The sequence below is a fragment of the Modestobacter marinus genome (assembly GCF_019799945.1).
Classification (GTDB): Bacteria; Actinomycetota; Actinomycetes; order Mycobacteriales; family Geodermatophilaceae; genus Modestobacter; species Modestobacter marinus_B.
Map to the genome: position 1 here is coordinate 20473 of NZ_JABGCH010000006.1, position 22009 is coordinate 42481.

Sequence of the window (22009 nt, forward strand, 5' to 3'; positions counted from 1 at the left end):
GGACGGCGGTGCTCAGGGGGTGGTGCTCTCCGGTGCGCTGCTCCCGGCCGCCGGGGTCTCGGTGGTCGGCGCGTCGGTCGCGGCCGCGTCGGCGCCGCGGCTGGTGTCGCCGACGACCAGCGGGTCGCTGATGAACGTCGGGTTCTCGCAGCTGGCGCCGACCTCGGGGTAGAAGTCGGCGTTAAACGTCATGAAGTCGACGTACTGCGCGACCCGCTCGTCGGTCGCGGAGTCCACGGACAGCTGGTGGTTCCACGACTGCAGGCTGATCGGCGAGCCGAGCCCGGCGTAGGGGGAGAGCATCAGCCCGGAGCGGCCGTCGACCAGCTCCTGCAGGGTCGACAGGTCCTCGTCGCTGACGGCGTCGCGGTCGTAGGCGATCCACGTCGCGCCGTGCTCCATGCTGTGCACGGCGTTCTCGTGCCGGATGTCGACGTCGTAGACGGTGCCGGTGCAGTCGGCCCACTCCGGGTCGTGCGGACCGCCCACCGGCGGGTTCTCGGTGTAGGTGACCGGCGTGGTCACGTGCTCCTGGCCGTTGGCGTACTCGAAGGTCCGGACGTCGGCGATCTGATCGACCGAGGTGACCTTGTCGGCGTTGGCCCGGTTGACCTGCACCACCGCGTAGGTGAGGACGGCGGCGGCGAAGACGGCGACCGCCACGGCCCCGGCGATCAGGCCCCACGGCCTCTGCGGGGAGACGACGTTGACCGGCGGGCGGGTGCGGCCGCCCTTCCCGCTCTGCCCGGCGGACCGGCTGGAGCCCGACCCCCCGCGGGGAGCGTCGCGCCGTGCGCGACCGTTCTCGGCCCTGGGGTCCTTGGCCACTGCCTCTCCTCGCTGCCGGCGCCCGTGGCGCCCTCGGTTCGTGCCGGGCTGGTCCCGTCCTGCGGCAGGGAGTGTAGGTGCGGCACCTGTGCGACCCCGGCCGGCGAGCGGCTCGCGACGGGCGCTCGGGGCTCCCGGGACGGATGGGGTGAGCGGACGGGGCGCGGGGGTGCGGCCGCCCGCTCAGTACGCTCGACGGGTGACCCCCGAGCAGTTGCGCGACGTCGTCCGGTCCGCTGTCGCGGCGGCGGTGGCGCGCGGTGCGCTCGCGGTCGACGTTCCCGACGACGTCGTCGTCGAGCGCCCCAAGAACCCCAAGCACGGCGACTACGCCACCAACGTGGCCCTGCGGCTGGCCAAGGCCGCCGGCCGCCCGCCCCGCGAGGTGGCCGAGCTGATCGCCGGGGAGCTGCGCGCCGCCGAGGGGATCGCGGCGGCCGAGGTGGCCGGCCCCGGCTTCCTCAACGTCGTCCTGGCCAAGGACGCCCTGGGCCAGATCGCCGTCCGCGTGGTCAGCGCCGGCGAGGCGTACGGCCGCACCGACGTCCTGGCCGGTCAGCGGCTCAACCTGGAGTTCGTGTCGGCGAACCCGACCGGCCCGGTGCACATCGGCGGCACCCGGTGGGCCGCGGTCGGCGACGCGCTCGGCCGGCTGCTGACGGCCAGCGGTGCCGACGTGACCCGCGAGTACTACTTCAACGACGCCGGCGCGCAAATCGACCGGTTCGCCCGCAGCCTGATGGCCGCCGCGGCGGGGCAGCCGGTGCCTGAGGACGGCTACGCCGGTGCCTACATCGACGACATCGCCGCCCAGGTGGTCGCCGCCGAGCCCGGCGTGCGGGAGCTGCCGGAGGTAGAGCAGCAGGAGCGCTTCCGGATCCGCGGCGTCGACCTGATGTTCGCGGAGATCAAGCGGTCGTTGGCCGAGTTCGGCGTGGTCTTCGACGTCTACTTCAGCGAGCGGACGCTGCACGAGACCGGGGCGCTGGAGAAGGCGATCGCCCGGCTGCGCGAGCAGGGGCACGTGTTCGAGGCCGACGGCGCGGTCTGGCTGCGGACCACGGACTTCAGCGACGACAAGGACCGCGTGCTGGTCAAGAGCGACGGCGAGTACACCTACTTCGCCGCCGACTGCGCCTACTACCTGGACAAGCGCGAGCGCGGTTTCGACAAGGTCGTGATCATGCTCGGGGCCGACCACCACGGCTACATCGGCCGGTACAAGGCGCTGGTGGCCGCCGCCGGGGACGACCCCGACGTCCACCTCGAGATCCTCATCGGCCAGCTGGTCAACCTGGTGCGCCACGGCGAGCCGGTGCGGATGAGCAAGCGCGCGGGCACCGTCGTCCTGCTGGAGGACCTGGTCGAGGCCATCGGCGCCGACGCCGCCCGCTACGCGCTGGCCCGGGCCTCGGTCGACCAGCAGATCGACCTGGACCTGGACCTGTGGAGCCGGCGGACCAACGACAACCCGGTCTTCTACGTCCAGTACGCGCACGCCCGGATCTCCTCGGTCCTGCGCAACGCCGCGGAGCTGGGCCTGCAGCTCGGCGACCCGGCCGCGGTCGACACCGGCGCCCTGGCGCACCCCCGGGAGGGTGACCTGCTGCGCGCACTCGGCGAGTTCCCGCGGGCGCTGACCTCGGCGGCCGAGCTGCGGGCGCCGCACCGGGTCGCCCGGTACCTGGAGGAGCTGGCCGGCACCTACCACCGCTTCTACGACTCCTGCCGGGTGCTGCCCCGCGGGGACGAGGAGACGACCTCGCTGCACACCGCCCGGCTGTGGCTGTGCGCGGCGACCGCCACGGTCCTGCGCAACGGCCTCGGTGTGCTCGGCGTGCACGCTCCGGAGCGGATGTGAGAGCGCACCCGGCCGGGCCGCTGCACGGGAGCATCGCGCCGCCGCCGGCCGTCGGGGCCGCACCGGCCGACCTGGGTGAGCTGGACCGGCACGTGTGGCCGCGCACCGCGGAACGGATCGGCGGCGAGCTGCACCTGGGCGGGCGGCCGGTGACCGACCTGGCCCGGGCGCACGGCACCCCGCTGTTCGTGCTCGACGAGGCCGACTTCCGCGGCCGCGCCGCCGAGTTCGCGACCGCCTTCGCCGGCGCCGACGTGCACTACGCCTCCAAGGCGTTCCTGTGCGGCCAGGTCGCGCGGTGGGTCGCCGAGGACGGGCTGCACCTGGACGCCTGCAGCGGCAACGAGCTCGCCATCGCGCTGGCCGCCGGTTTCCCGGCCGAGCGGATCGCGCTGCACGGCAACAACAAGTCGCTGGTCGAGTTGCGGCTGGCCGTCGACGCGGGCATCGGCCACGTCGTCCTGGACTCCTTCGACGAGATCGACCGGCTGGTCCCGCTGGCCGCTGCCCGGCTCGCCGCCGGGGGCGGTCCCGTGCCGGTGCTCATCCGGTCGACCGTCGGCATCGAGGCGCACACCCACGAGTTCATCGCCACCGCGCACGAGGACCAGAAGTTCGGCTTCTCGCTGGCCACCGGCGACGCGCTGACCGCCGCCGTGCGGGTCATCCGCGAGCCGGCGCTGCACCTGGCCGGGCTGCACAGCCACATCGGCTCGCAGATCTTCGACACCGCCGGCTTCGAGGCCGCCGCGCACCGGGTCGTCGGCCTGCTCGGGCAGGTCCACCAGGCCACCGGGGAGCTGCTCGAGGAGCTCAACCTCGGCGGCGGCTTCGGGATCGCCTACCTCTCCGAGGACGACCCGGTGAGCCCGCACGACGTCGCGGAGAGGCTGCGGGCCGTGGTGGCCGCCGAGTGCGCCCAGCTGGGCCTGCCGGTGCCCCGGCTCGCGGTGGAGCCGGGCCGGGCCATCGCCGGCCCGGGCACGGTGACGCTGTACGAGATCGGCACGATCAAGCCGGTCCGGCTGGGGTCCAGCGGCACGCCGGGTGCCCCGCTGGTGCGCAACTACGTCTCGGTGGACGGCGGGATGAGCGACAACATCCGCACCGCCCTGTACGACGCGTCCTACACCTGCGTGCTGGCCAACCGCACCTCCGACGCCCCGCCGGCGCTGTGCCGGGTCGTCGGCAAGCACTGCGAGAGCGGGGACGTGCTGGTCCGCGACCTGTGGCTGCCCTCGGACGTGCAGCCCGGCGACCTGCTCGCGGTGGCCGCCACCGGCGCCTACTGCTGGTCGATGGCGAGCAACTACAACTACCTGCTCAAGCCACCGGTGGTCGCGGTCCGGGACGGCGAGGCGATCGAGGTCGTGCGGCGGCAGACCCTGGCCGACGTGTTCGCCCTCGACGCGGTCCTGGCGGACGTGCCCGCCCCCAGCCCGGCGATCGACCAGCCGGCACCCGAACACGCTGCAGGAGCCCGGTCATGAGGTACGCGAGCGGAACGAGCCCGGAGTCGAGCCGATGAGTGACGCCCTGAAGGTCGCGCTGCTGGGCTGCGGCACGGTCGGCAGCGCGGTGCTGCGGCTGCTGTCGGAGCAGGCGGACGACCTCACCGCCCGGATCGGCCGCCGGGTGGAGGTGGCCGGGGTCGCCGTCCGCCGTCCCGACCACCACCCCGACGTGCCCGCCGACCTGCTCACCACCGACGCGCTCGCCCTGGTCACCCGCGACGACGTCGACCTCGTCGTCGAGGTGATCGGCGGCCTGGAGCCCGCCCGCGCGCTGCTGCAGGCGGCCATCGGCGCCGGGAAGTCGGTGGTCACCGCGAACAAGGCACTGCTCGCCGAGGACGGCGTCGCGCTGCACGCCGCCGCGACCGAGGCCGGCGTCGACCTGTACTACGAGGCCGCGGTGGCCGGCGCGATCCCGCTGCTGCGCCCGCTGCGCGAGTCGCTGGCCGGGGACCAGCTGCGCCGGGTCGTGGGCATCGTCAACGGGACGACCAACTACATCCTGTCCCGCATGGCCGAGACCGGCGCCGGGTTCGGTGAGGCGCTCGCCGAGGCCACCGAGGCCGGGTACGCCGAGGCCGACCCCACCGCCGACGTCGACGGCTTCGACGCCGCCGCGAAGGCCGCGATCCTGGCGTCGCTGGCCTTCCACACGCCGGTGCGCTCCTCCGACGTGTACCGGGAGGGCATCTCGGCGGTCTCGGCCACCGACGTGGCCCGCGCCGCGGAGATCGGCTGCACGGTGAAGCTGCTGGCCATCTGCGAGCGGGTGCAGAACGGCGACGGCGACTCCGTCGCGGTCCGCGTGCACCCGGCGATGATCCCGACGACGCACCCGCTCGCCTCGGTGGGCGGGGCGTTCAACGCGGTCTTCGTCGAGGCGGAGGCGGCCGGCGAGCTGATGTTCTACGGGCAGGGCGCCGGGGGAGAGCCCACCGCCAGCGCTGTCCTCGGCGACCTCGTGGCGGTGGCCCGCAACCGGCTGGCCGGCGTCGCCGGGCCGGGGACGACGGGGTACGCCGGGCTGCCGATCCGGCCGATGGCCGAGACCCCGACCCGGTACCACGTCAGCCTCGACGTCGCCGACAAGCCGGGCGTGCTGGCCACGGTCGCGCACGAGTTCGCCGCCCAGGGGGTCAGCATCGCCACCGTCCGCCAGGACGGGCACGGCGACGCGGCGACCCTGGTGATCGTGACCCACCGGGCGCCGGACGCCGCGCTGGCGGCGACCGTCGACCGGCTCCGGGGGATGCCCGTCGTGCGGGCTGTGACCAGCGTGCTGCGTGTGGAGGGACTGGCGTCATGACCGCGGGAGTGCCGACCGGACTGCGCGGGGCGATCTCGCCCTACTGGCCCGGTCTCATCGAGGCCTACCGGCACCGGCTGCCGGTCTCCGACACCACCCCGGTGGTCACCCTCCAGGAGGGCGCCACCCCGCTGGTACCCGCCGCGGAGCTGTCCCGGCGCACCGGCTGCGAGGTGTACCTGAAGGTCGAGGGGGCCAACCCGACCGGGTCCTTCAAGGACCGCGGGATGACCATGGCGATCACCAAGGCGCTGGAGGAGGGCGCGCAGGCGGTCATCTGCGCCTCCACCGGCAACACCAGCGCGAGCGCCGCCGCCTACGCCGCGCGCGCCGGGCTGGTCTGCGCCGTCCTGGTGCCGCAGGGCAAGATCGCCACGGGCAAGCTGGCCCAGGCGCTGGTGCACGGCGCCAAGCTGCTGCAGGTCGAGGGCAACTTCGACGACTGCCTCGCGCTGGCCAGCAAGCTCGCCATCGACTACCCGGTGAGCCTGGTCAACAGCGTCAACCAGTTCCGGATCGAGGGCCAGAAGACGGCGTCGTTCGAGATCGTCGACGTCCTCGGCGACGCCCCCGACGTCCACTGCCTGCCGGTCGGCAACGCCGGCAACATCACCGCCTACTGGCAGGGCTACCGCGAGTACGCCGCCGACGGGCCGGCCACCCGGACCCCGCGGATGTGGGGCTTCCAGGCGGCGGGCGCGGCGCCGATCGTCATCGGCAAGGTCGTCGAGCAGCCCAGCACCATCGCCACCGCCATCCGGATCGGCAACCCCGCGTCCTGGACCAAGGCGCTCGCGGCCCGGGACGAGTCCGGTGGCCGCATCGACGCGGTGACCGACCGGGCGATCCTGGCCGCCTACCGGCTGCTCGCCCGCAGCGAGGCCGTCTTCGTCGAGCCGGCGTCGGCCGCCTCCGTCGCCGGGCTGCTGCAGGTCGCCGAGGCCGGTGGCCTGGAACAGGGCCAGCGGGTGGTCTGCACGGTCACCGGCAACGGCCTCAAGGACCCCGAGTGGGCCATCTCCGGTGCGCCTGCCCCGGTCACGATCCCGGTCGACGCCGCCGCGGCCGCCGCCCAGCTCGGCCTCTGACGGTGGGGGACCCCGGCCGGGCGGTGCGGATCCGCGTCCCGGCGACCAGCGCGAACCTCGGGCCGGCGTTCGACTCGGCGGGCCTCGCGCTGACCTGCTGGGACGAGCTCGAGGTCGCCGTCGCGGACGCGCTGTCGGTCGAGGTGACCGGTGAGGGGGCGGGGGAGCTGCCCACCGACGGGTCGCACCTCGTCGTCCGGGCGTTCCGGGCCGCCTGCGACGAGCTCGGGTGGCACCCCGCGGGGCTGCGGCTCTCCGCGCGCAACGGCATCCCGCAGGGCCGGGGGATGGGCTCGTCGGCGGCCGCGGTGACCGCCGGGGTGCTCGCCGCCTGGGCGCTGTGCCCGGAGGTCGAGAGCGTCGACCGGGCGGCCGTGCTGCGGCTGTGCTCGGAGCTGGAGGGCCACCCGGACAACGTGGCGCCGTGCCTGCTGGGTGGCGCGACCCTGTCCTGGACGACCGGGGCGGGCGCCCGCGCGGTGCGGCTGGACGTCGACCCCCGGGTGGTGCCGGTGCTGTTCGTGCCCGGGACCACCCTCTCGACCCACGTGGCGCGCGGTCTGCTGCCCGACGCCGTCCCGCACGCCGACGCCGCGCACGCCGCCGGCCGGGCCGCGCTGCTGGTGCACGCGCTGACCGCCGACCCGGCCCTGCTGCTGGACGCCACCGAGGACCGGCTGCACCAGGCCCAGCGGGCGCCCGCGATGCCCGACAGCGCGGCGCTGCTCGCCCGGCTGCGCGCCGACGGCCACGCCGCCGTCATCTCCGGGGCGGGGCCGTGCGTGCTGGTGCTGACTGGTGGCGACCCTGCGACAGCCGCCGGGCACACCCCGGAGGGGTGGCGTTCCCTCACCCTCTCGGTGGACGACGACGGCGCGGTCGTCACACCCGCGTGACGTGCGGTACGGTTGTGATGCTCAGGAACACACTGGTGGCAGCCGGTGTTGTGGCCGATGTCGACCTGCATCTAGGCTGACGACGTAGCCGCCCCAGGGCGTGCCTCACGCGGGACGTAGCAGACGAACGATCCGTCTTCGATGATCGTCTCCCTGACCCTCGCCCCGCATCCACAGACCCGGCGTCCCGTCATGGACGACACGAGCCCGCTGGGCTCCTCCCGTCCGGGACCGGGTCACCTCCTGCGCTGATGGGCGCAGGCCACCGCAGGGAAGGACCTGTACGTGAGCGAGACCACCGACCTCGTCGAGGGCGAGCGCACCGCCACCCCCTCCGACGAGGCAGCTGCCGGCACCGGGACGGCCCCCCGTACCCGCCGCCGCGGCAGCGGACTGTCCGGGATGCTGCTGCCCGAGCTGCAGCGCCTGGCCGGTGAACTAGGCATCCCCGGTACCACCAAGATGCGCAAGAGCGACCTGATCGCCGCCATCTCCGAGCGGCAGGTGGGCGAGTCCGCCCCGGCCGCCACCGTGCCCGCCCCCCGCGCCGACTCCGTCGCCCCCACCGGCGGTGCGGTCGCCACGGCCACGCCGCTGGAGGCTCCGGTCAGTGGCGGCGCCAACGGCGGGCCGATCACCACCGCCGACGCCGACGCCGAGCCGGCCCCCACCGGTCGCCGTCGCCGCGGGGCCAGCCGCCCGGCCGGCGCGCCGACCGCCGAGGCCGGCGCTCCCGCTGAGCCGGTGACCGCCGAGGCCGGCCCGGCCCAGGCCGCGGCCACCAGCAGCGCGGTCGAGGACACCACCGACACCCCGGCCGCCGCCGAGGCGACCACTCAGGCCCCGCCGGCCGACGGGCGCACCGAGGCCGACCGCCCGCAGCGGGAGCGCGGCAGCCGCAACCGGGACCGCAACCGCGGTGACCGGGACGGCGGCGAGCGCGAGTCCACCCGCGAGGACCGCGGCACCCGCGAGGAGCGGGACGAGCGCAGCGGCCGCACCCGCACCGAGAACCGGGACCGGACCGAGAACCGGGACCGCACCGACACCCGGGACCGCACCGACGGCGACGGGAACCGGGACAACGCGGGCCGCGGTGACGGCAACCGGAACGACCGCACCGCCCGCAACCGGAACGACCGCAACGAGCGGCCCGAGCAGCGGGACGGCGGCCGCAACGACCGCAACGACCCCCGCAACGACGAGGACGACGACGACTTCGAGGGCAGCGGCCGCCGCCGCGGCCGTCGCTACCGGGACCGCAACCGCCGTGGTCAGGCCCCCGGTCGGGAGCGGTTCGACCAGGGCGAGCCCACGGTCGCCGAGGACGACGTCCTGCTGCCCGTCGCCGGCATCCTGGACGTGCTGGACAACTACGCGTTCGTCCGCACCTCGGGGTACCTGACCGGCCCGAACGACGTCTACGTGTCGCTGTCCCAGGTGCGCCGCTACGGCCTGCGCCGCGGTGACGCGATCACCGGCGCCGTCCGGCAGCCCCGCGACGGCGAGCGCAAGGACAAGTACAACGCGCTCGTCCGGCTCGACTCGGTCAACGGCCTGGACCCCGAGCAGGCCCGCAACCGGCCCGAGTTCACCAAGCTGACGCCGCTCTACCCGCAGGAGCGCCTGCGGCTGGAGACCGAGCCGCACCAGCTGACCACCCGGGTCATCGACCTGGTCATGCCGATCGGCAAGGGGCAGCGCGCCCTCATCGTCTCGCCGCCCAAGGCCGGCAAGACGATGGTGCTGCAGGCGATCGCCAACGCGATCACCACGAACAACCCCGAGTGCCACCTCATGGTCGTCCTCGTGGACGAGCGTCCCGAGGAGGTCACCGACATGCAGCGCTCGGTGAAGGGCGAGGTCATCGCCTCGACCTTCGACCGGCCGCCGTCGGACCACACCACGGTCGCGGAGCTGTCGATCGAGCGGGCCAAGCGCCTGGTCGAGATGGGTCACGACGTCGTCGTCCTGCTGGACTCGATCACCCGCCTGGGCCGCGCCTACAACCTGGCCGCCCCGGCCAGCGGGCGCATCCTCTCCGGTGGTGTCGACTCCACGGCGCTGTACCCGCCCAAGCGCTTCCTCGGCGCCGCCCGCAACATCGAGAACGGCGGCTCGCTGACCATCCTCGCCTCGGCGCTGGTGGAGACCGGCTCCACGATGGACACGGTCATCTTCGAGGAGTTCAAGGGCACCGGTAACGCGGAGATCAAGCTCGACCGTCGGCTGGCCGACAAGCGGGTCTTCCCGGCGGTCGACGTCAACGCCTCGGGCACCCGCAAGGAGGAGATCCTCCTCGCGCCCGACGAGCTGGCGATCGTGATCAAGCTGCGCCGGGTGCTCTCCGCGCTGGAGCCCCAGCAGGCACTGGAGCTGCTGCTCGACCGCATGCGGAAGACCCGCAACAACATCGAGTTCCTCATGCAGATCCAGAAGACAACCCTCGGCGTCGGCGAGAAGGACTGAACAAGGACCCCCTTGCCCCCCACCCCTCGCACGCTCGGGGCGGGGCCCTGCAAGGGGGCCGACAGGGATCGCCGGTCTCCCGTCTGGGAGACTGGCGGACCGTGCCCGACGCCGCCGGGGAATACCCCGACCGTGGCGACGTTCGAACCACCGGACCGACCAGACCAGAGAGAGGGTGACCGGCATGAAGGCCGACATCCACCCGCACTACGACGTCACCACCGTGACGTGCGGTTGCGGCAACACGTTCACCACGCGCAGCACGGTGCCCAGCGGTCAGCTGACCGTCGAGACCTGTTCCGCCTGCCACCCCTTCTACACGGGCAAGCAGCGGATCCTGGACACCGGTGGCCGCGTCGCCCGCTTCGAGAAGCGGTTCGGCAAGCGCAACGCCGGCACCGGCAAGTAGCTCGTCCGACGGCGCCCTCGCCGCCCTCCGGGGTGGTGCGGGCGCCGTCGTCATGTCCGGGCCCAGCACCGTCCTCGAGGAGCGACCGTGAGCAGCACTGACGCCGGGGGCGACCGGCTCGCCGGCCTGCTCGCCGAGCACGCCGAGCTGGAGGCCACCCTCGCCGACCCGGCGGTGCACACCGACACCGGCCGGGCCCGCCGGCTGGGACGGCGGTACGCCCAGCTCGCGCCGGTGGTGGAGACCGCCCGCGCGCTGGACGCCGCCCGCGACGACCTGGCCGCCGCCCGCGAGCTGTCCGGGGAGGACGCCTCCTTCGCCGCCGAGGCCGAGCAGCTCGAGCAGCAGGTCGAGGGGCTGACCGCACGGCTCACCGAGCAGCTGCTGCCCAAGGACCCCGACGACGACAAGGACGTCATCCTCGAGATCAAGGCGGGGGAGGGCGGCGCCGAGTCGGCGCTGTTCGCCGGTGAACTGCTGCGCATGTACCTGCGGTACGCCGAGCGGCGGGGCTGGGCGACCGAGGTGCTCGACGCGGTCGACGCCGAGCTCGGCGGTTACAAGGACATCGCGATCGCGGTGAAGGCGCGCGGCGACGAGGGCATCTGGTCGCGGCTGAAGTTCGAGGGCGGCGTGCACCGCGTGCAGCGCGTGCCGGTCACCGAGTCGCAGGGCCGGATCCACACCTCCGCCGTCGGGGTGCTGGTGCTGCCGGAGGCGGAGGAGGTCGACGTCACCGTCGACCCCAACGACCTGCGGATCGACGTCTTCCGCTCCTCCGGGCCCGGCGGGCAGAGCGTGAACACCACCGACTCCGCCGTCCGGATCACCCACCTCCCGAGCGGGATCGTGGTCAGCTCGCAGAACGAGAAGAGCCAGCTGCAGAACCGCGAGTCGGCGCTGCGGGTGCTCCGCTCCCGGCTGCTGGCCGCCGCCCGCGACGAGGCCGCCGCCGCGGCCAGCGACGCCCGGCGCAGCCAGGTGCGGACCGTCGACCGAAGCGAGCGGGTGCGCACGTACAACTTCCCGGAGAACCGGATCTCCGACCACCGGGTGGGCTTCAAGGCGCACAACCTGGACCAGGTGCTGGACGGCGACCTCGACCCGGTGATCGACGCGCTGACCGCCGCGCACACCGCCGAGCTGCTGGCGGCCGGCTCCTGAGCGCCCCCCGGCTCCTGGCCGACGCCGCCCGCCGGCTCGTCGACGCCGGGGTCGAGTCACCCCGGGTGGACGCCGAGCTGCTGCTCGCCGCCGTCCTCGGTGTCTCCCGGGCCGGGCTGCTGACCGTCGGCGACGTGCCCGCGGACGCCGCCGACCGGTTCGCCGGCCTGCTGGAGCAGCGGGCCGCCCGGGTGCCCCTGCAGCACCTGACCGGGACGGCGCCCTTCCGCCACCTCGACCTCGCCGTCGGCCCCGGGGTGTTCGTGCCCCGCCCGGAGACCGAGCTGATCGCCGGCTGGGTGCTGGACCGGACCGCCGGGCTCGAGGCCCCCACCGTGGTGGACCTGGGCAGCGGGTCCGGGGCCATCGCCCTGTCGGTGGCGCACGAGCACCCCGGCGCCCGGGTCGTCGCGGTCGAGCGCGACGCCGGGGCGATCGAGTGGACCCGGCACAACGCGGCGGCCCGGGCGGCGGCGGGGGACACCCCGGTCGACGTCCGGCCGGGGGACATGACCGACCCCGGGCTGCTGGCCGAGCTGGACGGCACGGTCGACGTCGTCGTCTCCAACCCCCCGTACGTGCCCGAGGGCGCCCGGCTGCCGCGGGAGGTCGCCGACCACGACCCGCCGCTGGCGCTGTGGGGCGGCCCGGACGGGCTCGACGTGGTGCGCGGGCTGGTGCGGACCGCGGCGCGGCTGCTCCGTCCCGGCGGCTGGCTGGGGATCGAGCACGCCGACCAGCAGGGCAGCTCGCTGCCGGCGCTGGTGCGGTCCGCCGGTGGCTGGACCGAGGTCGCCGACCACCCCGACCTGGCCGGTCGCCCCCGGTACACGACCGCGCGGCGCGACCGGCAGTGACAGACTCCGGTCCCGTGGCCGACGTCTTCGACTGCAGTGAACCCGCTCGGCGCGAGGAGGGGCTCGCCGCCGCCGCCGCGGCGCTGTCCCGCGGCGAGCTCGCGCTGATCCCCACGGACACCGTCTACGGCGTCGCCGCCGACGCCTTCACCCCCGCGGCGGTGACCCGGCTCCTCGCGGCGAAGAACCGCGGGCGCAGCATGCCCGTCCCCGTGCTGATCGGCGAGGCGTCGACGCTGGCCGGGCTGGTGGCGACGGTGCCGCCGGTGGCGAACCGGCTCGCCCAGGCGTTTTGGCCGGGCGGCCTCACCCTGGTCGTCGAGCACGCGCCCACGCTGGCCTGGGACCTCGGCGACGCGGAGGGCACCGTCGCCGTCCGGCTGCCCGACGACGACGTCGCCCGTGACCTGCTGCGCCGCACCGGGCCGCTGGCCGTGTCCAGCGCCAACCGGTCCGGCCGCCCGGCGGCCACCACGGCCGCCGAGGCGCAGTACCAGCTGGGGGAGCACGCGGCGGTGGTGCTCGACGGCGGCCCGCGGGTCGACAGCCGGCCGAGCACGATCGTCGACTGCACCGCGCCGATCCCCCGGGTGCTGCGGATCGGCGCGATCGACGTCGACCGGCTGCGCGAGGTCGTGCCCGAGCTCACCGACTGATCGGCGGACCCCGTCCTCCGGCGGGCCTCGGCAGGAGGGCAGTCTCTCGCGAACCGGCTTCGCACAGCCTGTTCTGATCGGCGGCACCGGCCGCAGGCGATACCGTGGACAGATCGCCCGCGCGCGCCGACGCCCTCGCCGACCTCTGGAGTGCAGCCTCGATGAGCACCCCCTACTGGGGCCCGGACTTCGATGCCCTGGCCGCCTTCGACCCGGAGATCTCCGGCGTGGTCCTCGACGAGCTGGACCGGCTGCGCGGCGGTCTGCAGCTGATCGCCAGCGAGAACTTCACCAGCCCGGCCGTCCTCGCCGCGCTGGGCAGCACGCTGTCGAACAAGTACGCCGAGGGCTATCCGGGACGGCGGTACTACGGCGGCTGCGAGGTCGTGGACCGGGCCGAGGAGATCGGCATCGCGCGGGCGAAGGAGCTCTTCGGCGCCGAGCACGCCAACCTGCAGCCGCACTCCGGCGCGAGCGCGAACCTGGCCGCCTACGGCGCCTTCCTGCAGCCCGGCGACACCCTGCTCGGCATGGCCCTGCCGCACGGCGGTCACCTCACCCACGGCACCAAGGTCAGCTTCTCCGGGAAGTGGTTCAACGCCGTCCAGTACGGCGTCGACGAGCGGACCGAGCACATCGACTACGACCAGGTGCGCGCCCTCGCCCGCGAGCACCGGCCTAAGCTCATCGTCGCCGGTGGCTCGGCCATCCCGCGGCTGATCGACTTCGCCGCCTTCCGGGAGATCGCCGACGAGGTCGGCGCGATCTTCATGGTCGACGCGGCGCACTTCATCGGCCTGGTCGCCGGCAAGGCGATCCCCTCGCCGGTGCCCCACGCCGACGTGGTCACCTTCACCACCCACAAGGTGCTGCGCGGCCCGCGCGGCGGCGCCATCGTCTGCACGGCCGAGCACGCCAAGGCGATCGACAAGTCGGCCTTCCCGATGATGCAGGGCGGGCCGCTCATGCACGCCATCGCCGCCAAGGCGGTGAACCTCAAGGAGTGCCTGCAGCCCGAGTACCAGGCCTACGCCCGGCAGGTGATCAGCAACGCCCAGGCGCTCACCGAGGGCCTGGCCGCCGAGGGGCTGCGCCCGGTCGCCGGCGGCACGGACACCCACCTGGCGCTGCTGGACCTCCGCGAGGTCACCGACGCCGCCGGCACGCCGGTCACCGGCAAGATCGCCGAGGCGCGCTGCGACGCCGCCGGGATCGTGCTGAACAAGAACGCCATCCCGTTCGACCCGCAGCCGGCCTCGGTGGCCTCCGGGATCCGGGTGGGCAGCCCGTCGGTCACCACGCAGGGCATGGTCGAGGCGGACATGAAGTCGATCGCGTCGCTGATCGGGACGGCGATCCGGGACGCCGACGGCTCGCGCACCGCCGAGGTGGCCGCCGGCGTCCGCGACCTGGTCGCCGCGCATCCCGCTTACCCGGCGCCCACCCGCTGAGCCATGCGCGAGTACGCCGTCGTCCTCCTCGCCGCCGCGCTGGTCACCTTCCTGGCCACGCCGGTCGTGCGGGTGGCGGCGGTCCGCTTCCGGGTGATGGCCGCGGTCCGCGACCGTGACGTGCACGTCATCCCCACCCCGCGGGGCGGGGGAGTGGCGATGTACCTCGGCGTCGCGGCCGGGGTGCTGGTCGCCTCGCGGCTGCCCTCGTTGCAGCGCAGCTTCGAGTTCAACACCCAGACCGTCGGCGTCCTGGTCGCCGGCGGCCTGATCTGCCTGCTCGGCGTCCTGGACGACCGCTTCGGCCTGGACGCGCTGACCAAGCTCACCGGGCAGATCGCCGCGGCCGGCGTGATGGTGCTCTTCGGCGTGCAGCTGTCGTTCCTGTTCCTGCCGTTCGCCGACATCGGCACGCTGTCGCTCGGGCCGGACGTCGGCGTGCCGGCGACCGTGCTGCTGACCGTGCTCACGGTGAACGCGCTGAACTTCATCGACGGCCTCGACGGGCTGGCCGCGGGCGTGTCCGCGATCGCCGCGGTCGCCTTCTTCGCCTACAGCTACCACCTGGGCCTGGTCGGCTACGACGACGTGGCCAGCGCCCCGGCGCTGATCACCGCCGTGCTCGCCGGCGCCTGCCTGGGCTTCCTCCCGCACAACTTCAGCCCGGCCCGGATCTTCATGGGCGACTCGGGGTCGATGCTGGTGGGCCTCATGCTGTCCGCGGCCGCGGTGTCGGCCACCGGGCAGACCGACTCCCAGACCCTCGGCTCGGCGGCGAACCTGCTGCCGCTCACCTTGCCCCTGCTGATCCCGGTCGCGGTGCTCTTCATCCCGTTCGTCGACCTGCTCCTGGCCGTGGTCCGCCGCAGCCTGCGCGGGCAGTCGCCGTTCGCGCCGGACAAGATGCACCTGCACCACCGGCTGCTGTCGATCGGGCACTCGCACCGCCGCGCCGTGCTGATCATGTACTTCTGGGCCGCGCTGCTCAGCTTCGGCGCGGTCGCGCTGTCGATCACCGGCGGGACCGTCGAGGTGCTCGTCGTCATCGGGGCGCTGCTGGTGGTGGGCGTGATGGTCGTGCTCAGCCCGCGGGCCCGCCGCGAGGCGATCGCCGCCCGTCAGTCAGAGTTGGCGGCCATGAAGCAGCGCAGCAGGGCCGCGCACCCGGCCAACGGGACCACCCGTCCGCGCGAGTCGCCACCGGCCGCCGTCGGTGGCGCGACGGACTCCCCGACGGCGGTCCCCCCGGCGGCCACCCCCTCGACGGCGGCCTCGCCCCCGGCGGCCACCCCGGCCGCCGGGGTGCCCCGGTGACCGCCGCGCCACCGGCCCGCAGCTCCGCGCCCTGGGACGTCTCGTTCCTGCGGCCGGGTCTGGCGGCCACGCTGGTGCTCACCGCGGTCGCCGCCCCGGTGGTCGGCCTGCTGCTGGGCTGGGCCGACGCGGTGGGCGTGGTCCTCGGTGCCGCCGTCGTCGCCGCCTTCTTCTGCGTCTCCGCCTGGGTGATCGCCTGGGCCGGACGGATCGACGACAGCTTCGCGCTGGTCGCCGCGCTGGGCACCTTCGCGGTCAAGGTGATCGTGCTCTTCGCGGTGCTCCAGTCGCTGCCGGACGACGGCTGGGTCGACCTGCGCGTGCTGGCCTGGACCGTGGTCGTCGGCGCCCTCCTCTGGAGCGGCGTGCAGGCGCGGTGGGTCTGGACCCGGCAGCTGTACTACGTCACCCCGCCGGCGCCACCCGCCGTCACCCCGTCGGGTGGCCCCCGGACCCCCGCCCCGGGGGCCGCCGACGACCCGGAAACCCCCACGACACGCGGCTGATAGTGTCCTGAGCGATGGCCGAGGACACGCCCGCACGTGGGGGTGCCCGACCGCGATCCGAGACGTCCACCCAGCACCAGCCCAGCGGGGCCGATGTGGGGTGGGGCATCACCGGGACCATGCTCTCGGGGATCATCGTCTGGGGTGGCGTCGGGCTGGCCCTCGACCGCTGGCTGGGGACGCAGTTCTTCGTCCTCATCGGCGTGATCCTCGGCCTCAGCGTGGCCATCTACATCGTGATCATGAAGTACGCCCCGCCCGTGCCGCCGGCCGGCCGGGCAGGGCGCGGAACCGCCTCGGGTGGCCGTCGGAGCCGGCCCAGGACGCAGAAGGGACAACGGTGACCTCCAGCGCCCTCGCGCTCGTCAACGTGCTCGCCGCCGAAGGTGGCGAAGGCGACAGCGGCTTCCAGTCGCCGACCATCGAGGAGTTCTACCCCGAGCCGCTGGTCTCGTTCTCGCTGCTCGGCGTCGACTTCGCGTTCACCCGCATCACGTTCATCCTCTTCCTCGCCACGGCGCTGATCCTGGCTCTGCTGGTGACCGCCATGCGCAAGCCGGGGATCGTCCCGGGCAAGCTGCAGTGGCTCGCCGAGAGCGGCTACTCCGTGGTCCGCGACGGCATCGCGCGCGACGTCATCGGCCCCAAGGGCCTGCCGTTCGCGCCGTTCCTCGGCTCGCTGTTCTTCTTCATCCTGGCGAACAACGCGATGAGCATCGTGCCCGCGTTGCAGATCTCGCCGATGAGCAAGTTCGCGTTCCCGCTGGTGCTCGCGGTCTTCGTCTGGGTCCTCTACAACTACGTCGGCATCCGCGAGCAGGGTGCGGGCAAGTACTTCAAGGACGCCGCTGTCCCGCCGGGCGTGCCGGCCGCCGCGCTGATCCTCGTGACCCCGATCGAGCTGCTGCAGGTCTTCGTGATCCGGCCGTTCACGCTCGCGGTCCGACTCTTCGCCAACATGTTCGCCGGGCACATGCTGCTCGTCGTCTTCTCCCTCGGTGCGGTCTACCTGCTCCAGGTCGGCAACTTCTCGGTGATCTTCGCGCCGTTCTCCCTGCTGATGGCGATCATCATGACCTTCTTCGAGTTGCTGGTCATCGTGCTGCAGGCATACGTCTTCACCGTGCTGACGGCCACGTACCTCAACGGCGCCGTCGAGCCTGCACACTGACCCACCGCACGACCCGCACCACCCGCAGACTGCACCACCCCCAGCCAGCCGCCCGGACCTCCCCGGGCGACCGACACAGGAGGAACACCTCGCAATGGACGTTCTCGCAGAGCTGACCGGCAGCATCGGCTCGGTCGGTTACGGCCTCGCCGCGATCGGCCCCGGTATCGGTGTCGGCATCGTGTGGGCCGCCTACATCCAGGCCACCGCCCGTCAGCCCGAGTCCGCCGGCCTCACCCGCACCTATGCCTTCCTCGGTGCCGCCCTGTCGGAGGCCCTGGCCCTCATCGGCCTGGTCGTCCCCTTCATCTTCGGCCAGTGAGCCGGCTGCTCCAGCGTTGATCGACGCCGGTGCCGATTCGAGACGGGAACACTGACACATGAGCATCCTGGCCGCCGAGGCGCACAACCCGTTGATCCCGCCCGTGGGCGAGATCATCGTGGGGGTCATCGCCTTCGCGATCCTCTACTTCGTGCTGGCGAAGTTCGTCTTCCCGCAGATGGAGAAGACGTTCGTCGCCCGCCGCGAGGCGATCGAAGGTGGCATCGAGCGGGCCGAGGCCATGCAGGCCGAGGCCAAGGCGGCGCTGGACCAGTACCGCGCCCAGCTCGCCGAGGCGCGGACCGAGGCGGCGCAGATCCGCGACGCCGCCCGGGCCGAGGGGCAGCAGATCATCGAGCAGCTCCGCGCCCAAGCGCAGGAGGAGTCGGCCCGCATCGTCGCCCGCGGCGAGGAGCAGCTGGCCGCCTCCCGGCAGCAGGTCATCAACGAGCTGCGCGGCCAGATCGGCGCGCTCGCGGTCGACCTGGCCGGCCGGGTCGTCGGTGAGTCCCTCGCCGACGACGCCCGTCGCAGCGGCACCGTCGACCGGTTCCTGGACCAGCTCGACGGCATGAGCGCAACCACCCCCGACGGCCAGGCCGGCCGCGGACAGGGTGGCGCCACCGTCTACGTCCCGCAGGACGCGCGCTGATGGACGCTGCCAGCCGCGCGGCCATGGTGGCCGCCCGAGCCAGCCTGCAGGAGCAGACCGGCGGTGCCCGCAGTCGCAACCGCGGCGAGGCAATGCTGGTCCTGGCCGACGAGCTGTTCGCCGTCGCGCACCTGCTCGACGGGCAGCCGACGCTGCGCCGCGCGTTGTCCGACGCCTCGGTCCGACCCGAGGACCGGGCCGGGCTCGCCCGCCGGCTGCTGGGTGCCCAGGTGCAGCCGGGCACGCTGGAGCTCGTCGAGACCGTCGCCCGGCAGCGCTGGTCGCGGCCGCTGGACCTCGTCGAGGCCACCGAGACCCTCGCCACGGAGGCGGCGCTCGACGCCGCCGACGCCCGTGGGGAGCTCGACGGCGTCGAGGACGAGCTGTTCCGGTTCGGCCGGATCATCGCGGGGGACGCCGACCTGGCCCGGATCCTCGGGAACCCGGCGGCTCCCCGGGAGGGCAAGGCAGCGCTGCTGGACCGGCTGCTGGCCGGGAAGGTCAGCCCGGTCACCGAGCGGCTGGTGCGGAACCACCTGACCAGCTCGCACGTGCACAACCCGGAGAGCGGGATGGAGCGGCTCTCCGTCGCTGCGGCCCGCCGCCGTGGCCGGTCGGTCGCGCACGTGACCAGCGCCGTCCCGCTGACCGCGGCCCAGGAGCAGCGGCTGGCCGCTTCCCTGGAGCGGATGTACGGACGCCCCATGGGCCTCCAGGTGCAGGTCGACCCGGAGCTGCTCGGCGGCCTGGTCATCCGCGTCGACGACGAGGTCATCGACGGCAGCATCGCCCACCGACTCGAGGCCGCCGGCCGGCGGCTGGCCGGCTGACCGCCGACCTCCCACCCCGCCGCCCGCACCACCACAGACACCAGCAGAAGAGGACGCGAGAGCCATGGCCGAGCTGACGATCTCCGCGGACGAGATCCGCAGTGCCATCCAGAACTACGTCTCCGACTACAGCCCGGACGTCTCCCGCGAGGAGGTCGGGGTCGTCACCGAGGCCGGCGACGGCATCGCCCGGGTCGAGGGGCTGCCCTCGGTCATGACCAACGAGCTCCTGGAGTTCGAGGGCGGGGTGCGCGGCCTCGCGCTGAACCTCGACGTCCGTGAGGTCGGCGTGGTCATCCTCGGCGACTTCGCCGGCATCGAGGAGGGCCAGACGGTGCGCCGCACCGGCGAGGTCCTCTCCGTGCCGGTCGGCGACGGCTACCTGGGCCGCGTCGTCGACCCGCTGGGCAACCCCATCGACGGCGGCGGGGCGATCGAGACCACCAGCCGCCGCGCGCTGGAGCTGCAGGCCCCCACCGTGGTGCAGCGGCAGTCGGTGCACGAGCCGCTGCAGACCGGCATCAAGGCGATCGACGCCATGACCCCGATCGGCCGCGGCCAGCGTCAGCTCGTGATCGGCGACCGGCAGACCGGCAAGTCGGCCATCGTGCTCGACACGATCATCAACCAGAAGCAGGCCTGGGCCACCGGCGACCCGCAGCAGCAGGTGCGCTGCATCTACGTCGCCGTCGGTCAGAAGGGCTCGACGATCGCCGCCACCCGCACCGCCCTCGAGGAGGCGGGCGCGATGGAGTACACGACGATCGTCGCCGCCCCGGCGTCGGAGCCCGCCGGCTTCAAGTACATCGCCCCCTACACCGGCTCGGCCATCGGCCAGCACTGGATGTACGAGGGCAAGCACGTCCTGATCGTGTTCGACGACCTGTCCAAGCAGGCCGAGGCCTACCGTGCGGTGTCCCTGCTGCTGCGCCGCCCGCCGGGCCGCGAGGCCTACCCCGGCGACGTCTTCTACTTGCACTCCCGCCTGCTGGAGCGCTGCGCGAAGCTCTCCGAGGAGCTGGGCGCGGGCTCGATGACCGGTCTGCCGCTCATCGAGACCAAGGGCAACGACGTCTCGGCGTACATCCCGACCAACGTCATCTCGATCACCGACGGGCAGATCTTCCTGGAGACCGGTCTGTTCAACTCCGGTGTCCGCCCGGCGATCAACGTGGGCATCTCGGTGTCCCGGGTCGGCGGCTCGGCGCAGATCAAGGCGATGAAGTCCGTCGCCGGCCGGCTGCGCCTGGACCTGGCCCAGTACCGCGAGCTGGAGGCCTTCGCCTCCTTCTCCTCGGACCTGGACGCCTCCAGCCGGGCCACCCTGGACCGCGGTCAGCGCCTGGTCGAGCTGCTCAAGCAGGGCCAGTACTCGCCGTACCCGGTCGAGCGCGAGGTCGTGTCGCTGTGGCTGGGTACGACGGGCAAGCTCGACCGCGTGCCGGTCAGCGACGTGCGCCGGTTCGAGACCGAGTTCCTCGACTTCATCAGCCGGGGCGAGAACACGATCTACGACGACATCCGCAACACCCGGACGCTGTCCGAGGACAGCGTCGGCAGCCTGGAGCGGGCGGTCGAGACCTTCTACGGGCAGTTCACGACGTCGACCGGTGAGTCGCTGCAGATCAACGAGCCCGAGGTCGAGGCCATGGACGCCAGCCAGCGCGGCCAGGAGACCGTCCAGGTCAAGCGGGGTCGCTGACCATGGCCGGATCCCTCCGCGCGCTGCGGCGCCGGATCCGCTCCACCCAGTCGACGAAGAAGATCTTCTCGGCCCAAGAGCTGATCGCCGGTGCCCGCATCGTGCGCGCCCAGAACCGGGTGGAGGCGTCCAAGCCCTACGCCCGGGAGATCACCCGGGTGCTCTCGGCGCTGGCCGGCTCGGCGAGCCTGGACCACCCGCTGCTCACGGAGCGGGCGGAGGCCCGGCGGGCCGCGGTCCTGGTCATCACCTCCGACCGCGGGTTCGCCGGCTCCTACAACGTCAACGTGCTGCGCCGCACCGAGGAGCTGCTCGGCCTGCTGCGCAACGAGGGCAAGGAGCCGGTGCTGTACGTGGTCGGCCGCAAGGGCGAGACGTACTACCGCTTCCGCGACCGGGACTTCGTGGACTCGTGGACCGGCTTCTCCGAACAGCCGGGTTACACGGACGCGCAGGAGGTCGGCCGCACGCTGATCGACGCCTTCACCGCCGGTGAGGACGACGAGGAGAGCGGCGCGGGCGCGGACGGCATCCTCGGCGTGGACGAGCTGCACATCGTCTACACCGAGTTCCGGTCGCTGCTCTCGCAGGTCCCGGTCGCCAAGCGGATGGCCCCGCTGGTGGTCGAGGAGGTCGAGGAGTTCCGCGACGAGGAGCCCGAGCGGAGCACCGAGGTCCCGACCTCTTACGAGTTCGAGCCCTCGGCCGAGGCGCTGCTGGACGCGCTGCTGCCGAAGTACGTCACCACCCGCATCTACGCGGCGATGCTCGAGGCGGCCGCCTCCGAGTCCGCGTCGCGGCGACGGGCGATGAAGTCGGCCTCGGACAACGCCGAGGAGCTGGCGAAGAACCTGTCGCGGCAGGCCAACCAGGCGCGCCAGGCGGAGATCACCCAGGAGATCAGCGAGATCGTCGGCGGCGCCGACGCGCTCGTCTCGGCCAACGCCGACGACTGACCCACCCCGCGGCGGTGGCGGCGCGAGCCGCCGCCGCCGTGGACACCGGATACGCGA

General features: G+C 73.5%; 21 protein-coding genes. 20 read left to right on the plus strand and 1 reads right to left on the minus strand.

Features of this window, described 5'->3' with window-relative positions; translation table 11 throughout:
- Positions 1–12 precede the first annotated feature (12 nt).
- A complete protein-coding gene (locus HK417_RS07720; protein WP_222265064.1) occupies positions 13–828 on the minus strand; it encodes a DUF3105 domain-containing protein in 816 nt (271 codons plus the stop codon).
- A gap of 199 nt (positions 829–1027) precedes the next feature.
- Between HK417_RS07720 and argS the strand changes: the two genes are divergently transcribed.
- From argS to HK417_RS07820, 20 genes are all read left to right on the plus strand, one after another.
- Positions 1028–2689 (plus strand): arginine--tRNA ligase, encoded by a 1662-nt coding sequence (argS, locus tag HK417_RS07725; protein ID WP_222265066.1) that lies wholly within the window; start codon positions 1028–1030, stop codon positions 2687–2689.
- On the plus strand, positions 2686–4179 hold the full coding sequence (gene lysA / locus HK417_RS07730) for a diaminopimelate decarboxylase (protein WP_222265068.1): 1494 nt from the start codon (positions 2686–2688) through the stop codon (positions 4177–4179). Before argS ends, lysA begins: the two co-directional genes overlap by 4 nt.
- A 34-nt stretch (positions 4180–4213) precedes the next feature.
- Entirely contained in the window at positions 4214–5509 is a 1296-nt protein-coding gene (locus tag HK417_RS07735) for a homoserine dehydrogenase (protein WP_222265070.1), read from the plus strand.
- Entirely contained in the window at positions 5506–6597 is a 1092-nt protein-coding gene (gene thrC, locus HK417_RS07740) for a threonine synthase (protein ID WP_222265072.1), read from the plus strand. The genes HK417_RS07735 and thrC overlap by 4 nt, the downstream gene beginning before the upstream one ends.
- Before the next feature lie 2 nt (positions 6598–6599).
- Positions 6600–7493 carry a homoserine kinase gene (gene thrB, locus HK417_RS07745; protein ID WP_308123437.1) on the plus strand — a complete coding sequence of 298 codons (894 nt, stop codon included), beginning with the start codon at positions 6600–6602 and terminating at the stop codon, positions 7491–7493.
- A gap of 285 nt (positions 7494–7778) precedes the next feature.
- Positions 7779–9962: a transcription termination factor Rho gene (rho, locus tag HK417_RS07750; RefSeq protein WP_222265074.1), complete on the plus strand. Its 2184-nt coding sequence runs from the start codon at positions 7779–7781 to the stop codon at positions 9960–9962.
- Between the two features lie 184 nt (positions 9963–10146).
- The gene (rpmE, locus tag HK417_RS07755) at positions 10147–10371 is read left to right on the plus strand and encodes a 50S ribosomal protein L31 (RefSeq protein WP_222265075.1); all 225 of its coding nucleotides are present in this window, start codon (positions 10147–10149) and stop codon (positions 10369–10371) included.
- Between the two features lie 87 nt (positions 10372–10458).
- Positions 10459–11535 carry a peptide chain release factor 1 gene (gene prfA / locus HK417_RS07760; RefSeq protein ID WP_222265077.1) on the plus strand — a complete coding sequence of 359 codons (1077 nt, stop codon included), beginning with the start codon at positions 10459–10461 and terminating at the stop codon, positions 11533–11535.
- A gap of 14 nt (positions 11536–11549) precedes the next feature.
- Positions 11550–12392, plus strand: coding sequence for a peptide chain release factor N(5)-glutamine methyltransferase (prmC, locus tag HK417_RS07765; RefSeq protein ID WP_261326145.1), 843 nt, complete (start codon positions 11550–11552; stop codon positions 12390–12392).
- A 14-nt stretch (positions 12393–12406) separates the two neighbouring features.
- Complete coding sequence (locus HK417_RS07770; RefSeq protein WP_222265079.1) at positions 12407–13048, plus strand: L-threonylcarbamoyladenylate synthase; 642 nt, start codon at positions 12407–12409, stop codon at positions 13046–13048.
- Positions 13049–13152: 104 nt separating this feature from the next.
- Positions 13153–14499 carry a serine hydroxymethyltransferase gene (glyA, locus tag HK417_RS07775; RefSeq protein ID WP_308123438.1) on the plus strand — a complete coding sequence of 449 codons (1347 nt, stop codon included), beginning with the start codon at positions 13153–13155 and terminating at the stop codon, positions 14497–14499.
- Positions 14500–14502: 3 nt separating this feature from the next.
- Positions 14503–15813: a glycosyltransferase family 4 protein gene (locus tag HK417_RS07780; protein WP_222265081.1), complete on the plus strand. Its 1311-nt coding sequence runs from the start codon at positions 14503–14505 to the stop codon at positions 15811–15813.
- Positions 15810–16319, plus strand: a complete 510-nt coding sequence (locus HK417_RS07785; RefSeq protein ID WP_308123439.1) for a hypothetical protein — start codon at positions 15810–15812, stop codon at positions 16317–16319. The genes HK417_RS07780 and HK417_RS07785 overlap by 4 nt, the downstream gene beginning before the upstream one ends.
- Positions 16320–16333: 14 nt before the next feature.
- Entirely contained in the window at positions 16334–16663 is a 330-nt protein-coding gene (locus HK417_RS07790) for an AtpZ/AtpI family protein (RefSeq protein ID WP_222265083.1), read from the plus strand.
- Complete coding sequence (gene atpB, locus HK417_RS07795; protein ID WP_222265084.1) at positions 16660–17490, plus strand: F0F1 ATP synthase subunit A; 831 nt, start codon at positions 16660–16662, stop codon at positions 17488–17490. Before HK417_RS07790 ends, atpB begins: the two co-directional genes overlap by 4 nt.
- Before the next feature lie 94 nt (positions 17491–17584).
- Positions 17585–17812: an ATP synthase F0 subunit C gene (gene atpE, locus HK417_RS07800; RefSeq protein WP_056288464.1), complete on the plus strand. Its 228-nt coding sequence runs from the start codon at positions 17585–17587 to the stop codon at positions 17810–17812.
- A gap of 58 nt (positions 17813–17870) precedes the next feature.
- Positions 17871–18464, plus strand: a complete 594-nt coding sequence (locus HK417_RS07805; RefSeq protein ID WP_222265086.1) for a F0F1 ATP synthase subunit B — start codon at positions 17871–17873, stop codon at positions 18462–18464.
- Positions 18464–19294 (plus strand): F0F1 ATP synthase subunit delta, encoded by an 831-nt coding sequence (locus HK417_RS07810; protein WP_222265088.1) that lies wholly within the window; start codon positions 18464–18466, stop codon positions 19292–19294. The genes HK417_RS07805 and HK417_RS07810 overlap by 1 nt, the downstream gene beginning before the upstream one ends.
- 64 nt (positions 19295–19358) lie before the next feature.
- Positions 19359–20996 (plus strand): F0F1 ATP synthase subunit alpha, encoded by a 1638-nt coding sequence (atpA, locus tag HK417_RS07815; RefSeq protein WP_222265090.1) that lies wholly within the window; start codon positions 19359–19361, stop codon positions 20994–20996.
- Positions 20997–20998: 2 nt separating this feature from the next.
- Positions 20999–21952 carry a F0F1 ATP synthase subunit gamma gene (locus tag HK417_RS07820; RefSeq protein ID WP_222265092.1) on the plus strand — a complete coding sequence of 318 codons (954 nt, stop codon included), beginning with the start codon at positions 20999–21001 and terminating at the stop codon, positions 21950–21952.
- Positions 21953–22009 lie beyond the last annotated feature (57 nt).

Excerpts from the sequence above, each read along its gene's own strand:
- HK417_RS07735 (WP_222265070.1), top strand. The coding sequence starts at position 4,214 with ATGAGTGACGCCCTGAAGGTCGCGCTGCTGGGCTGCGGCACGGTCGGC.
- thrC (WP_222265072.1), top strand. The coding sequence starts at position 5,506 with ATGACCGCGGGAGTGCCGACCGGACTGCGCGGGGCGATCTCGCCCTAC.
- rpmE (WP_222265075.1), top strand. The coding sequence starts at position 10,147 with ATGAAGGCCGACATCCACCCGCACTACGACGTCACCACCGTGACGTGC.
- HK417_RS07780 (WP_222265081.1), top strand. The coding sequence starts at position 14,503 with ATGCGCGAGTACGCCGTCGTCCTCCTCGCCGCCGCGCTGGTCACCTTC.
- HK417_RS07790 (WP_222265083.1), top strand. The coding sequence starts at position 16,334 with ATGGCCGAGGACACGCCCGCACGTGGGGGTGCCCGACCGCGATCCGAG.
- atpE (WP_056288464.1), top strand. The coding sequence starts at position 17,585 with ATGGACGTTCTCGCAGAGCTGACCGGCAGCATCGGCTCGGTCGGTTAC.
- HK417_RS07805 (WP_222265086.1), top strand. The coding sequence starts at position 17,871 with ATGAGCATCCTGGCCGCCGAGGCGCACAACCCGTTGATCCCGCCCGTG.
- HK417_RS07810 (WP_222265088.1), top strand. The coding sequence starts at position 18,464 with ATGGACGCTGCCAGCCGCGCGGCCATGGTGGCCGCCCGAGCCAGCCTG.
- atpA (WP_222265090.1), top strand. The coding sequence starts at position 19,359 with ATGGCCGAGCTGACGATCTCCGCGGACGAGATCCGCAGTGCCATCCAG.
- HK417_RS07820 (WP_222265092.1), top strand. The coding sequence starts at position 20,999 with ATGGCCGGATCCCTCCGCGCGCTGCGGCGCCGGATCCGCTCCACCCAG.